A 13,966-nucleotide genomic window follows, 5' to 3' on the forward strand; every position below is an offset into this window, starting at 1 on the left:
TGCAACTTTCCTGCAAACGCAGAGCATTGACGCCGCTCCGCGGCGGGTGGCACGTTGACGTGAGGAATGCGCTTTCCTCGCCTCTTTTGGAGTCCGTATGCGCAAGACCACCGTCGTCGTCGCCGCTGTCGCCGGCGCGGCACTGCTCGCGGGAGCGGCCGTCACCGCGTCCGCGGCGGCCGGCACACCCTCCGCCGCCCTCGCCCTGGCCCGCCAGGCCCTGCCCGCCGGCGACGGCTGGGCCTCGGACACCACCGGCACCACCGGGGGCTCCGCCGCCGACGCCGAGCACGTCTTCACCGTCCGCACCCGCGACGAGCTGGCCGCCGCCGTCGCCGGCGACACCCCGAAGATCGTCTTCGTGTCCGGCGGGATCGACGCCAACGCCGGCCACACCTGCGCCGACTACGCCGACCCGGCGTACACCCTGGACGCGTTCCTCGCCGCGTACGACCCGGCCGTCTGGGGCCGCACCACGAAGCCCACCGGCCCGCTCGAGGACGCCCGGGCACGGTCGGCGAAGAACCAGGGCGCGCGGGTCAACATCAAGGTCGGCGGCAACACCACCATCATCGGCCTCGGCGGGTCGAAGATCACCGGTGCCAACCTCCTCGTCGAGAAGGTCGACAACGTCATCCTGCGCAACCTGCGCCTCGAGGACGCCCACGACTGCTTCCCCTCGTGGGACCCGACCGACGGCGCCCTGGGCAACTGGAACTCCCTGTACGACACGGTGACCGTCACCGGCTCCACCCACGTCTGGGCCGACCACAACAACTTCAGCGACGGCAACAACACCGACGAGACGCAGCCGCTGTACTTCGGCCGCCCGTACCAGGTCCACGACGGCGCCCTCGACGTGATCCGCGCCTCCGACCTCGTCACCATCTCGTGGAACAACTTCTTCGACCACGACAAGACGATGCTCATCGGCTCCTCGAACACCGTCGGCGCCGACGTCGGCAAGCTCCGCGTCACCATCCACCACAACCGCTTCGCCAACGTCGGCCAGCGCGTGCCGCGGGTCCGCTTCGGCCAGGTCGACGTCTACTCCAACTACTTCTACGCCACCGACGAGGACAGCTACAGCTACTCCTGGGGCGTCGGCGTCTACGCCTCGCTCTACGCGGAGAACAACTTCCTGCTCCGCAGCGCCGACATCCCGCTGTCGTCCGTCGTGTACGACTGGCGCGGCACCGCCCCCGGCACCGTCACCGAGGTCGGCTCCGCCACCCGGGTCGGCACGGGCCCGGTCTCGGCGGTCAGCTTCGTCGGGGAGTACAACGCCACCCACGACCCCGACCTGACGGCCGGCACCTGGGTGCCGACCCTGCGCGCCGCGGCGCCGGACCCCGCGACGGCGGTCCCGGCACTGGTCACCGCGAAGGCGGGCGCCGGCAAGCTCGGCGTGTAGTTTTCACGTCCGGCCGCCTCCATGAGCAGGGCTTCCTGCCCGTGGAGGCGGCTGCGGGCGGCGTACGGGGGCGGCGGCGGCCTAGCGTCGGGGCACCCCCGCCGCCGAGGAGGACCACCCGGATGCGCCGCTCCGCCATCACCTTCGCCGCCACCTGCGTGCTGGTCGCCGCGACCCTGACGGTCGCCCGCCCGGCGCTGGCCGCCGTGCCCTACGAGGATCCGTCGCTGCCGGTCGCCACCCGGGTCGAGGACCTGCTGTCCCGCATGACGCTCGACGAGAAGATCGGGCAGATGACCCAGACCGAGCGCGGGTCGATCACGCCGGCCGAGGTCACCCAGTACAGGATCGGCTCGATCCTCTCCGGCGGTGGCTCGGCGCCCTCGCCGAACACGGCCATCGGCTGGGCCGACATGGTCGACCGCTTCCAGAACGGCGCCCTGGCCACCCCGCTGCGCATCCCGATGATCTACGGCTCCGACGCGGTGCACGGGCACAACAACCTCGCCGGCGCCACGATCTTCCCGCACAACATCGGCCTGGGCGCGACCCGCGACCCGGCGCTGGTGCGGCAGGTCGGCGCGGCCACCGCCGAGGAGGTGCAGGGCAGCGGCGTGGACTGGACGTTTTCGCCGTGCCTGTGCGTGGCCCGCAACGACCGGTGGGGCCGCACCTACGAGTCGTTCGGGGAGAAGCCCGACCTGCCGGTGCAGCTGGCCACGATCATCGACGGCTACCAGGGCAAGGGCGTCATGGCCACCGCCAAGCACTACGTCGGCGACGGCGGCACGACCGGCGGCGTCGACCAGGGCGACACCCAGCTGTCCGAGGCGGAGCTGCGCGCGGTGCACCTGCCGCCGTTCACCGAGGCCGTCCGGCGCGACGTCGCGTCGGTGATGGTGTCGTACTCCTCCTGGAACGGCCAGAAGCTGCACGGCAACGACTACCTCATCAACGGCGTCCTCAAGGGCGAGCTGGGCTTCAAGGGCTTCGTCGTCTCCGACTGGAACGGCATCGACCAGATCGAGGGCGGCACCGGGTTCACCGCCTCGGAGGTCCGCCGCGCCGTCAACGCCGGCATCGACATGGTCATGGTGCCGACCGAGTGGAAGTCGTTCATCGCCACGCTGCGCGCCGAGGTGCAGGCCGGCCGGGTGACGACGGCCCGCATCGACGACGCCAACCGGCGCATCCTGACGAAGAAGTTCGAGTACGGGCTGTTCGAGAAGCCCCTCGCCGACCGGACGTTCACCCCGACGGTCGGCAGCGCCGCGCACCGGGCCGTGGCCCGCCAGGCCGTGCGCGAGTCGCAGGTGCTGCTGAAGAACACCGGCAACGTCCTGCCCCTCGCGAAGAGCGGCGGCCGCTACTTCGTGGCCGGCAAGAGCGCCGACAACATCGGCAACCAGAGCGGCGGCTGGACGATCAGCTGGCAGGGCGCGAGCGGCCAGACCACCACGGGCACCACGATCCTGCAGGGCATCCGCGCCGCCGCGCCCGGCTCGACGGTGCAGTACAACGCGACCGGCGCCGGCATCGACGGCTCCTACACGGCGGCGATCGCGGTCGTCGGCGAGACCCCGTACGCCGAGGGCCAGGGCGACCGGCCCGGCTCCCTCGGCCTGGACGCGACCGACTTGCAGACGCTCAGCACGCTCAAGGCGTCGGGCGTGCCCGTGGTGGTCGTCCTCGTCTCCGGCCGCCCGCTCGACATCGCCGCGCAGCTGCCCGACTGGCGCGCCCTGCTCGCCGCGTGGCTGCCCGGCACCGAGGGCGCCGGCGTCGCCGACGTGCTCTTCGGCGACCACAACCCGACCGGCAAGCTGCCGGTGACCTGGATGCAGAGCGCGTCCCAGGAGCCGATCAACGACGGCGACGGCAAGACACCGCTCTTCCCGTTCGGCTTCGGCCTCACCTACACCGGCACCACCGAGTCGCCCGGCCAGCCCGGCACGCCGGTCGCGTCGGCGGTCACCTCGACCTCGGCGACGCTGACCTGGACCGCGCCGGCCACCGGCAGCACCCCGACCGGTTACCGCGTGTACCGCGACAGCACCCTGCTCGGCACGGTCACCGGCCTGTCCTACCAGCTGACCGGTCTCACGCCCGGCACCACCACCCGGTACACGGTCGTCGCCGTCGACGCCGCCGGCCGCACCGGCCCCGCCTCGGCCGCCGCGACGGTCACCACCCCTGGCGGCACCGACCCGACCACGACCTGCGCGGTCACGTACTCGGCGAGCGAGTGGGGCGGCGGCGGCTTCGGCGGCGCGGTGACGATCCGCAACACCGGCGCCACCCCGCTCTCCGCGTGGACCCTGGCCTTCACGTTCCCCGGCAACCAGCGCGTCACCCAGGGCTGGTCGGCCGTCTGGTCCCAGACCGGCGCCGCCGTCACCGCCCGCAACGAGTCCTGGAACGGCGCCCTCCCCGCCGGCGGCACCGTGTCGATCGGCTTCAACGGCTCGTACACCGGCTCGAACCCCCGCCCGACGGCCTTCACCCTGAACGGATCCCCCTGCACGGTCAGCTGAGCGAAGCCGCACCCGCCGCGACACCCAGCGGGCCGGAGACAAGAAGGAACACACCACCCGACGTGCCTCTGCCTGTCGGCCGCCACGCTGCGCACCCGGCCCAGCGTGGCGGCCCTCGACGGCAGCGCTGGTGTCCTGATGCCACGGCACACCGGCGCTGGTCGTGAAGAGCGGGCGGCTGACCGAACCGGACGGGATTCCCGCCCGGTTCGGTCCGTTGATGCGCGTCGCCGCCCGCTCGCGGCGCCGCGTCAGGTGCTCGGGATGTCGGTGGTGCTGAGGACCTCGGACAGTTCGTAGACGCGGTCCGCGGGCCGCGGGAGGGCCGGCCAGGCCACGTGGATCACGTCGCCGGACCAGGCCAGGCCGAGGATGCCGGCCCCGACGATCATGCTTCCGACCGCGGTGACCTGCGAGATGTCGGCGGTGCGCACGGTGCCGTGGGCCAGGTCGACGATCGCGAGCCTCGTCACGGCCCGGTCCCGGTCGGGGTAGGACACGATCGGGAACGCGAGCCGGCGGCCGTCGGGTGAGACGGCGGCCTCGTCCGCGTAGGCACACCGGTCGCCGGTCGCGGGCTGGCCGGGGCGCGTCCAGAGTGCCCGGCCCCGCAGGTCCCATGCCCGGAGCTGGCAGGTCCCGCTCGATGCGGAGAGCAGGACACCGTGCTGTACCGAATAGGTGTTCGCGGGGTCGGCGACGGCCGCGTCCAGGGCGGTCAGACGGGTCTCGGCGCCGGTGGCGAGGTTGTGCGCGACCATGCCGCCGTGGGTGCGGGCGAGGTACGCGACGGCAGCCCCGCCGATCTCGCCGACCCCGGCGAGGGCGACGTCCTTGCCCTGAATGCGCACGTTGCGCGACATGGTCACGTGGCCGTCGGCGGCCAGCGTGACGAGGCGGACCTCCAGGTCGGTGACGTTCACGCCATCGGTGCGCTGCGTGCCGGGGGCGAGGTCCTTACTGCCGAGCAGGATGTATCCGCCGCCGGGGAGCGGCAGCCACTGGCGCACGCCGTCGACCGCGGACGGCTTGTCGACGGCGCTGATCCGGGTGCCGCTCAGCGTGACGAGGCCGTGGGGCAGCCGGAAACCGAGCTCCTTGCCGGCCTCATCGGTGAAGACCGAGTCGCCGTGGCGGTGGATCTGGACGGGGGGCGCGGCGGCGTCCGTCGACGTCGGCGACGGCGCCCCGGAAGGCGCCGAGGCGGCGGGCGCCGGCGCGGTGGAGGGGGTCAGCCGTGCGGCCACCGCGCTCGCGCCGGCCAGCAGCGCCAGCACGGCGGCGCCGGTGGCCACCGCGTGCCGCGACCGGCGGCGGCGATGCCGGCGCTGGACGGAGCCGAGATCCGGCGCGCTCGCGGGGACCGCGCCGGCGGCCCGGCGCACCGTCGCGATCAGGTCATCGTCGTTCATCGCTACTCCTCACTGAGCTCGCGGCGCAGCTCGGCGAGGCCGCGCGCCAGCCGACTCTTGACGGTGCCCTCGGCGATGCCGAGCGCGGCAGCCGTCTCCACGGTGGACAGGTCCAGCAGGATGCGGCAGACGATGACCGCGCGCTGGGGCAGGGCGAGGCGGTGCAGGGCGGCGAGCGCGTGCCGGCCCGCGGGATCGTCGAGCGGGGCGGGGTCGTCCTCTGCCGACAAGGGCAGCGGGCGCTCCCGGCGGATCTTGCGCCACCACGAGGTGGCCCAGTTCAGTCCGACCCGGAACGCCCATCCGCCCGGATTTTCCCGCTCGCGCACCCGGTCCCAGTGGGCGTAGGCGCGCGCCATCGCCTCGTCCGCGGCCTCGCGGGCGAGCTGCGGGTCGCCGAGGGTCACCGCGAGCGCCCGGTAGAGCCGGTCGGCCTCCGCGCGGTAGAAACCCTCGAAATCTTTGACGAGCACGGTCACTGCCACGATTGGTACACGCGCGAGGCACCCCGCCCGTTCCCTGTCGGTCTACAGCTTCTACAGAAACGCTTCCAGCGTCGCCGCCGGGCATGGCGGTGATTGCGGGCACGAGGAGCTGTCTCGTCGGTTCGGTAGATCGTCTCGCCGCCGGTCCGGCGACCGTACGGTACTGCGCCTGCTCGCCGGGCGTGGGGCAGCTGTCATCGTGCTACCCGAGGCGATATTCGCCGTCGGCGAAGTCCGGATGGTTGACCAGCTCCAGCCTCCGACACGGGCGGCGGTCGACCTCGGCCTGGCGGGGTGCAGACGCTGCTCGCTCCGGCGTGGGACTTCGTCCGTGACGGTTGGTTGCCCAGCCGTATGGCGACACTGCGAGGTGTGGAGTCGGGCGTCGCGGTGGCGCGGGTCGCCCGCAGTGGCCGGGCCACGGTCAGCGACGCGTTCGGCCGGATGGTCATCGAGGCCGACACCACGGAGGGCGTCGCAGTCGACGCCAGAGTTTCACTGGCCGCGGCCACGACCGTCTACAGTCGACTCGGAGACTGGTTCGACCGGTGCCGCGTGGCACTCACCGCCCTGATCGCGGCGGCGTCGATCTGGAGGAGCGGGACTGACGACCCGGCCGTGGGTCCACCATGCCACTGGTCGGGCCCGCCGGGGAACCTCCGCGCGGGAGTGGATCACGCGACTCACGACACATGTGTTCTGCCACGTTCGACGTAGAACTCGGGCGCGGAGCGGGCGGATGATGGCGGCTCCATCAATGTCGATGCGGCGGGACGGTCCCATCCTCCAAGACCGAACCGTCCCGCTGCTCCCCGTGAGGAGCCCCTCCATCATGTCCTATGACACGCTGAGCCGGTCCGTCGTTTTCGTCGTGACGCTCGTGGTCCTGCTCGTCGGGCACTCGCTCGGTGATCATGTGGCGCAGACCGATCGGCAGGCGACCCGCAAGGCGACCCGCGGCGCGGCCGGCTGGCGGGCCCTCGCCGCGCATCTGCTGACGTACCACGTGACGATCACCGCGGCGCTGCTGCTGACCTGCGCGGCGCTGCACCTGCCGCTGTCACCGGCCGGTGTCACCGCCGGCGTGGCGTTCTCCGCCCTGACCCACGGCCTGCTGGACCGGCGCTGGCCGGTGCGGGCGGTGCTGCGGGCGACGGGCTCGCCGCAGTTCGCCGACACGACCAGTCCGGTCTGCGGCATGTACGTCGCCGACCAGGCCCTGCACCAGGCGTCGCTGCTGGTCTCGGCGCTGCTCGTCGCCGGCCTGTAGAACGGTGCAACACCCGGGCGGGGTCGAGCGTGTTACCGGCATGCCAGCCCCACCCGATGATTTCGCGGAGCTGTACCGCAGCCAGTTCGCCAAGGTCGCGGTGCAGCTCTACGCGTACCTCGGCGACCACGCGGAGGCGCAGGACCTGACCCAGGAGGCGTTCTGCCGTGCCCTGGAGCGCTGGCCGGCGGTGTCCGGCTACGCCGACCCGGCCGCGTGGGTGCGGCACGTCGCGTGGAACCTGGCGACGAGCCGGCTCCGGCGGCTGCAGCACGCGGTGCGCTTCCTGCAGCGCCAGCGCGTCCCCGACCCGGTGCAGGGTCCGTCGCCGGACCGGGTCGTCCTGCTGGCGGCGTTGGCGACGTTGCCGCCTGTACAGCGGCGCGCCCTGGTCCTGCGGCATCTGGGCCAGCTGACCACGGCGGAGATCGCCGAACAGGAGGGCGTCGCCGACGGCACGGTGCGGTCCTGGCTGAGCCGCGGCCACGCGGCCCTCGCAGCACGACTGGACGACCGGGAGGCATGGCATGCGTGACACGGTGCAGGACGAGTTCGCCCGGTTCGCGGAGGAGGCCGCCGGGACCTTCCGGCCGCTGCCGCTCGACGCCCTGCCGCGGCGGCGCCGGCATCGCCGGCTGCGGGTGTGGCTGGCCGCGATCGTCGTGGGGGCGCTCACGGCCGGCGGCGGGGTGGCGCTGCGCACCGCCTGGAGCGACCGGCCCCCACCGCCGACCGGGTTCCGCCTGGTCGAGCGCCCGGTGGTGCTGGCCGGCGGCGCCGGGCCGCACCAGGTGGTCTTCCGGGACCGGCGGCACGGCTGGGTGCTCTTCCGCAACTGCGACAGTGCCGGGAAGTGCGACCCGAGGCTGGGCAGCACCGACGACGGCGGCCTCACCTGGCGGCCCCGGACGCTGCCGGACGATGCCGGCCGGGTGATGGCCATCGCCCGGACGCGCGAGGGCGGCATCGTGGCCGACGGCGGGCGGATCTACTGGGTGTCCGGCGACGGCGGCGACACCTGGACCATGGGGCCACGGTTCCCGCCGATGGGTTCCCTGGACTCGCCGGACCCGATCAGGGCCTGTGTGGAATCGACGCGCGAAGACTGTGTCACCGGCCGGTTGCTGATGGAGGGTGTCGGAGACATCGGCGCGGTGCCCGTCCGGGCCGGCTGGAGGCTGGACATGGTCGTGCGCGCCGCCGGCGGCGCCCTCTGGGCCACGATGATCCAGCAGTTCGGGGGTCCGACGCTGCTGGTCCACTCGGCCGACGGCACGACGTGGAAGGACGTGCGGGAGTCGGCGGAGCCCGCGCGGCTGCTGGCCGCTCCGGACCGCACCGAGGTCTGGTACGCGGGCGCCCGGACCGGCGCCCTGGCGCTGCTGGCGGACGGCGTGGCGGTCGAGCAGCCGCCCGTGCCGCCGCTGGACGACACCAGCGTGGTCGCGATCGGCGGGGGTCGCCTGCTGCTGCTGTCCGGCCGGGACGGTCTGCGGCTCTGGACCGCCGCGAACGCCCCGGAGGTGATCCCTGTGCCGATCAGGTCGGTGGGCGACGAGCCGCTGCAGGTGCTCGACGACGGTGCTGTGGCCGTCGTGGAGGGCGACCGGACGACGGTGGGCACGATCGGCGGCACCTGGATCCGCTACACATGAGACCGGACCCACAATTGAACGCGTTCAAGAACAGGGCTACCGTGAGTTGAACACGTTCAAGAAGGGGCCCGGTCATGGATCTCAAGCTCGGCACGTACTTCGTCTACCTGGCGGTGAGCGTCGTCCTCACCGTCTGGGTGGCGCGGACGCTGCTCAAGAACGGTCAGGTGTTCCTCGACGACGCGCTCACCGACGAGCGGCTCGCCAAGTCGGTCAACCATCTGCTGGTCGTCGGCTTCTACCTGCTCAACCTCGGCTACGTGGCGGTGGCGCTGAAGATCGGGCAGCAGCTGCCGGACGGCAGCTCGGCGATGGAGGCCCTGGCGTCGAAGCTGGGCCTGGTGCTGCTCGTCCTGGGCGGGCTGCACTTCTTCAACCTGTTCGTGCTGAGCCGGTTCCGCCGCCGGCGGATGCTGGACCAGCTGCCGCCGCCCGTCCCGCCGGCCAGGATGATGCCCGCTCCGTATCCGCCGCCGACCCCGTACGGGATGTCGCCGCGTCCGGCCGCCCCGCACGGCTATCCGAAGCCCACCGTGCAGCCCGTGCCGCAGCAGGCCGTACCGCGGCAGGAAACGCAGCACGACGAGCCGCTGCCGCCGCAATGATCACGAAGCTCACCGTGCTCTACGACGCGGGTTGCGGACTGTGCCGGACGGCACGGGCGTGGCTCGCGTCGCGGGCGCAGCTGGTGCCGCTGGAGTTCGTGCCGGCGGGTTCGGAAGAGGCGCGCCGCCGGTATCCGGCGCTCGATCCGGCCGAGACCCTGGCCGACATCACGGTGGTCGCCGACGACGGCGGCGTCTACACCGGTGACGGGGCCTGGATCATCTGCCTGTGGGCGCTGGACGGCTATCGGGGGCTGGCGGCGCGCCTCGCCCGGCCAGACCTGCGCCCGGCGGCGCGGCGGATGGTGGCCGCGGCGGCCGCCGTACGCCGGGGAACGACGCCACAAGGATATGGTGCGGACTGTGGTGGAACCTGCGACGTCTGACAGCGAGCCGACCGCGAAGGGCGAGCAGACCCGGCGGCTGATCGTGGACACCGCGGTCCGGCTCTTCGGCGAGCAGGGCTACGACAAGACCACGATGCGCGCGATCGCGACGGCCGCGGGTGTCTCGGTCGGCAACGCGTACTACTACTTCCCGTCCAAGGATCACCTGGTCCAGGCGTTCTACACGACGGTCCAGGACGCCCACGCCGAGGCGTGCGAGCAGATCCTGGCCGCGCCGGGGACGTTCGTCGACCGGCTGCGCGCCGCGATGCTCACCGGCGTGGAGACGATGGCGCCCTATCACGGGTTCGCCGGCACGTTCTTCAAGACGGCCGCCGAGCCGGGCTCGCCGCTGAGCCCGTTCAGCGCCGAGTCCGCGCCGGCACGGGAGCGGTCGGTGCGGATGTTCCGGTCCGTCGTGGAGGGCGCCACCACGAAGATCGACCCCGAGCTGCGGGCCGAGCTGCCGGAGCTGCTGTGGCTCGCGCAGATGGGTGTCACGCTGTACTGGGTGCACGACACCTCCCCCGGGCAGGAGAAGACCCGGCTGCTGGTCGAGCGGTCCGCGCCGCTGATCGACCGGCTGGTCGGGATGTCCCGGTTCCGGATGTTCAAGCCCGTCCTGCGGGAGATGCTCAGCCTGTACCGGCTGCTGCGCTGAGGTGTCGGCGTTCACTCGGGCGGGTACATCTACGGTCCATGACCAGCAGGCCTTCGCCCAGTTCGAACGCGTGTACGTAATGGATCGGTAACCACTTGTTCAACATGAACATTCGCCGACGGCCGGATCCTCGGGTAGCGTCGGCTCGCATGGCGACCTTGCGCATCGACCGCACGGCCGCCGACTCCGATGCGGTGATCTGTGCCATTGAGCAGGCCGAGGGCTACATTGCATCGATCTGCTTCAAGACGGGACCACCGGAGACGGTCGGCGTCGAGCTCGAGTACACCGTCCATGCCAGCGCCGATCCGACGGCATATGTCGATCCCGATCGGATGCGTCAGGCGCTCGGCGACCACGCACCCCCCGCCCTGCGCGCCGGCACGGCACACCTGCCGCTGCGGCGCGGGTCGGCCGTCACCCTCGAGCCGGGTGGCCAGGTGGAGCTCTCCACCGTCCCGCAACGCTCCCTGACGGACCTCCATGAGGCCGTCGGCGCCGATCTCGCGGAGCTCACCGAGCGGCTCGCCCGCGCCGGGCTGGAGCTCGGCGGCACCGGCATCGACCCGCACCGCCCACCGCGGCGGATGCTCTCCACTCCCCGGTACGACGCGATGGCGTCGGCATTCGCGCGCCGCAACGGCGCCGGGCGGACCATGATGTGCAGCACCGCGGGCCTGCAGGTCTGCCTCGACGCGGGCCCGCCGTCGCGCTGGGCCGCGGTGCACGACCTCGGGCCGCCGCTCATCGCCCTGTTCGCCAACTCGCGGCGCCACGCCGGGCACGACACCGGCTGGGCGTCGGCGCGGATGCGCACGTGGCTGGCGATCGACCCGTCCAGGACCCGTCCGGTCCCCCTCGGCTCCGACGCGGCGCTCGACTGGGCCCGCTACGCGCTGGACGCGCAGCTGCTCTGCGTCCGGCGCGCCGAAGGGCCGTGGACCGCGCCGGCGGGGGTCACGTTCGCGGACTGGATCGACGGTGCCCTCGGCCCGCCGCCGACCTGGGCGGACCTCGACTACCACCTGAGCACGCTCTTCCCGCCGGTACGGCCGCGCGGCTACCTCGAGGTGCGCTACCTCGACACGCTGCGGGGCCCCGACTGGTTCGCGCCGGCCGCGATCCTCACCGCGCTGCTCGCCGACGAGCCGACCATCGACCGGGTGCGGGAGCTGTGCGAGCCCGTCGCCGGCGAGTGGGCCCTCGCGGCCCGCCTGGGCATGGCCGATCCGGCCCTGGCCCGGGCCGCGACCGCGGTCCGCGACCTGGCCCTGGCACGGCTCGACCTGCCCGGCGACCTGCTGCTGGACGTCATCGAAGGGAGCACCCGCCATGAGCGGTTCGAAGCGTAACGCCCGGCCCGGCCAGCGCCGGAGCCCGGCGGAGACCGGCCGTCGCCCGGGCGGGGTGGAGGCCGGCCGTCGCCCGGACGGGACGGAGGCCGGCCGTCGCCGGGGCGCGGCGGAGGTGACGGCATGAGCCTGCGCGAGCGTGTGGCCGCCGAGCTGGAACGCACCCGCCGGCGGTCCGAGATCCTCACCGACGCCGTCGACGACTCCGACCTCGTCCGGCAGCACTCGCCGCTGATGTCGCCGCTCGTGTGGGACCTGGCGCACATCGGCAACCAGGAGGAGCTGTGGCTCGTCCGCGACGTCGGCGGCCGCGAGCCCGTCCGGCAGGACATCGACCACCTCTACGACGCGTTCAAGCACGCCCGGCGGGACCGGCCGCAGCTGCCGCTGCTCGGCCCGGCGGAGGCCCGCGCGTACGTCTCGACCGTCCGCGACAAGGTGCTCGACGTCGTCGACCGCCTGCCCTCCGACCCGGCGCGGCCGCTGCTGCGGGACGGGTTCGCGTTCGGGATGATCGTGCAGCACGAGCAGCAGCACGACGAGACGATGCTCGCCACCCACCAGCTGCGGGTGGGTTCGCCGGTGCTGTCCGCCGACCCGCCGCCGTCGCCGGTGGTCGCCGTCGGCGGCGAGGTCCTCGTGCCGGCGGGCGCGTTCGACATGGGCACCTCGACCGAGCCGTGGGCCCTGGACAACGAACGCCCCGCGCACCGCGTCGACCTGCCCGCGTTCTGGATCGACGCCGCCCCCGTCACGAACGCCCAGTACGCGGCGTTCATCGACGCCGGCGGCTACGACGACGCGCGCTTCTGGACCACGGTGGGCTGGCAGCACCGCGTCTCGGCCGATCTGCGGGCTCCGCTGCACTGGAGGCGGGACGGCGGCGACTGGTACGCCACCACCTTCGGCCGGACAGCTCCGATCGTGCCGGACGCGCCGGTGGTCCACGTCTGCTTCCACGAGGCCGCGGCGTACGCCGCCTGGGCGGGCCGGCGCCTGCCCACCGAGGCGGAGTGGGAGAAGGCGGCCAGGTTCGACCCCGCGACGGGCCGTTCCCGCCGGTACCCCTGGGGCGACGACGACCCGTCGCCGCGCCACGCCAACCTGGGGCAGCGGCACCTGCAGCCGGCACCCGTCGGCGCATACCCGGACGGCGCGTCGCCGCTCGGCGTCCACCAGCTCATCGGCGACGTGTGGGAGTGGGTCGACAGCGGCTTCCACCCCTACCCGGGCTTCAGCGCCTTCCCGTACCGCGAGTACTCCGAGGTGTTCTTCGGCGGCGACTACAAGATGCTGCGCGGCGGGTCGTTCGGCACCGACCGGGCCGCCTGCCGGGGCACGTTCCGCAACTGGGACCACCCGATCCGCCGCCAGATCTTCAGCGGCTTCCGCACGGCCCGGTCCTCTTCGTCGTCGTCTTCGTCGTCTTCTTCGCCGTCGGGGTCCGCCTAGTGTGCCGTCACCTGGCGTACGTGGGGCCGCCGATCGCGCTGTCGCGCCTGCTCTTCGACGCGCCGCACGGCCTGTCGCACCAGTCGTGGGCGCCCCGCGACATGCGTGGCGGCGGCACCATCAACGCCGACGGCTTCGGGCTGGGCTGGTTTCCCGGACCGGTGGTGTACCGGTCCGCCCGTCCGCTGTGGACCGACCCGTCGCTGCCCGCGCTGACTGCGGCGACGTCGTCGGGCGCGGTGCTGGCCGCGGTGCGCTCCGCCACGGTCGGCATGCCGGTCACCGAGTCCGCGGCGGCGCCGTTCTCCTCCGGCTCGTGGCTGTTCAGCCACAACGGGCGCGTCGCCGGATGGCCCGACAGCGTCGTCACGCTCGCGTCCGAGCTGCCGGTCCGCGACCTGATCACCCTGGACGCTCCGACCGACAGCGCGCTGCTGTGGGCCCTCGTACGGGCGCGCCTGCGGGCCGGCTCCCCGCTCGGTGACGCGGTGTCCTCGGTCGTCACCTCGGTGGCGGCCGCGGCACCCGGCTCCCGGCTCAACCTGCTGCTCACCGACGGCCGCTCCATCGCCGCGTCCGCGTACGGCCATGCGCTGTCGGTCCGCGCCGACCCCTCCGGCGGGGTGCTGGTCGCGTCCGAACCCCTGGACGACGACCCCGGCTGGCGCTCCGTCCCCGACTTCTCCCTGCTCGTCGCGGACTCGTCCGCGGTACACATATCGGAAGGTGCGTTCTCGTGA

General features: G+C 73.0%; 13 protein-coding genes. 11 read left to right on the forward strand and 2 right to left on the reverse strand.

Features of this window, described 5'->3' with window-relative positions; all coding sequences use genetic code 11:
- Nucleotides 1-97: 97 nt before the first annotated feature.
- Together ACFY3L_RS20765 and ACFY3L_RS20770 are read left to right on the forward strand one after the other, a co-directional pair.
- Entirely contained in the window at nt 98-1,414 is a 1,317-nt protein-coding gene (locus ACFY3L_RS20765) for a polysaccharide lyase family 1 protein (RefSeq protein ID WP_389326163.1), read from the forward strand.
- A gap of 122 nt (nt 1,415-1,536) precedes the next feature.
- Nucleotides 1,537-3,948: a glycoside hydrolase family 3 N-terminal domain-containing protein gene (locus ACFY3L_RS20770; protein ID WP_389326166.1), complete on the forward strand. Its 2,412-nt coding sequence runs from the start codon at nt 1,537-1,539 to the stop codon at nt 3,946-3,948.
- A gap of 251 nt (nt 3,949-4,199) precedes the next feature.
- Here the strand turns inward: ACFY3L_RS20770 and ACFY3L_RS20775 are convergent, their stop codons facing one another.
- Both ACFY3L_RS20775 and ACFY3L_RS20780 read right to left on the reverse strand, forming a co-directional pair.
- The gene (locus ACFY3L_RS20775; RefSeq protein WP_389326169.1) at nt 4,200-5,360 is read right to left on the reverse strand and encodes a hypothetical protein; all 1,161 of its coding nucleotides are present in this window, start codon (nt 5,358-5,360) and stop codon (nt 4,200-4,202) included.
- A gap of 2 nt (nt 5,361-5,362) precedes the next feature.
- Nucleotides 5,363-5,839 (reverse strand): sigma factor-like helix-turn-helix DNA-binding protein, encoded by a 477-nt coding sequence (locus tag ACFY3L_RS20780; RefSeq protein ID WP_389326172.1) that lies wholly within the window; start codon nt 5,837-5,839, stop codon nt 5,363-5,365.
- Between the two features lie 838 nt (nt 5,840-6,677).
- Here ACFY3L_RS20780 and ACFY3L_RS20785 point away from each other — a divergent pair.
- The 9 genes from ACFY3L_RS20785 to egtC all read left to right on the forward strand — a co-directional run bounded on the left by ACFY3L_RS20785 (nt 6,678) and on the right by egtC (nt 13,966).
- Nucleotides 6,678-7,115 (forward strand): DUF3307 domain-containing protein, encoded by a 438-nt coding sequence (locus ACFY3L_RS20785; RefSeq protein WP_389326175.1) that lies wholly within the window; start codon nt 6,678-6,680, stop codon nt 7,113-7,115.
- A 40-nt stretch (nt 7,116-7,155) separates the two neighbouring features.
- A complete protein-coding gene (locus ACFY3L_RS20790; protein WP_389326178.1) occupies nt 7,156-7,650 on the forward strand; it encodes an RNA polymerase sigma factor in 495 nt (164 codons plus the stop codon).
- Nucleotides 7,643-8,770 carry a hypothetical protein gene (locus ACFY3L_RS20795; protein ID WP_389326181.1) on the forward strand — a complete coding sequence of 376 codons (1,128 nt, stop codon included), beginning with the start codon at nt 7,643-7,645 and terminating at the stop codon, nt 8,768-8,770. The genes ACFY3L_RS20790 and ACFY3L_RS20795 overlap by 8 nt, the downstream gene beginning before the upstream one ends.
- Before the next feature lie 74 nt (nt 8,771-8,844).
- Nucleotides 8,845-9,375, forward strand: a complete 531-nt coding sequence (locus ACFY3L_RS20800; RefSeq protein WP_389326184.1) for a hypothetical protein — start codon at nt 8,845-8,847, stop codon at nt 9,373-9,375.
- Nucleotides 9,372-9,761 carry a thiol-disulfide oxidoreductase DCC family protein gene (locus ACFY3L_RS20805; RefSeq protein WP_389326188.1) on the forward strand — a complete coding sequence of 130 codons (390 nt, stop codon included), beginning with the start codon at nt 9,372-9,374 and terminating at the stop codon, nt 9,759-9,761. The genes ACFY3L_RS20800 and ACFY3L_RS20805 overlap by 4 nt, the downstream gene beginning before the upstream one ends.
- A complete protein-coding gene (locus tag ACFY3L_RS20810; RefSeq protein WP_389326191.1) occupies nt 9,739-10,422 on the forward strand; it encodes a TetR family transcriptional regulator in 684 nt (227 codons plus the stop codon). The genes ACFY3L_RS20805 and ACFY3L_RS20810 overlap by 23 nt, the downstream gene beginning before the upstream one ends.
- Nucleotides 10,423-10,571: 149 nt before the next feature.
- The gene (locus ACFY3L_RS20815; protein ID WP_389326194.1) at nt 10,572-11,774 is read left to right on the forward strand and encodes a glutamate-cysteine ligase family protein; all 1,203 of its coding nucleotides are present in this window, start codon (nt 10,572-10,574) and stop codon (nt 11,772-11,774) included.
- 123 nt (nt 11,775-11,897) lie between these two features.
- Nucleotides 11,898-13,226 (forward strand): ergothioneine biosynthesis protein EgtB, encoded by a 1,329-nt coding sequence (egtB, locus tag ACFY3L_RS20820; protein ID WP_389326197.1) that lies wholly within the window; start codon nt 11,898-11,900, stop codon nt 13,224-13,226.
- Nucleotides 13,226-13,966 carry an ergothioneine biosynthesis protein EgtC gene (egtC, locus tag ACFY3L_RS20825; RefSeq protein ID WP_389326200.1) on the forward strand — a complete coding sequence of 247 codons (741 nt, stop codon included), beginning with the start codon at nt 13,226-13,228 and terminating at the stop codon, nt 13,964-13,966. The genes egtB and egtC overlap by 1 nt, the downstream gene beginning before the upstream one ends.

The organism is Dactylosporangium sp. NPDC000521, assembly GCF_042898305.1.
Taxonomy (GTDB): Bacteria; Actinomycetota; Actinomycetes; order Mycobacteriales; family Micromonosporaceae; genus Dactylosporangium.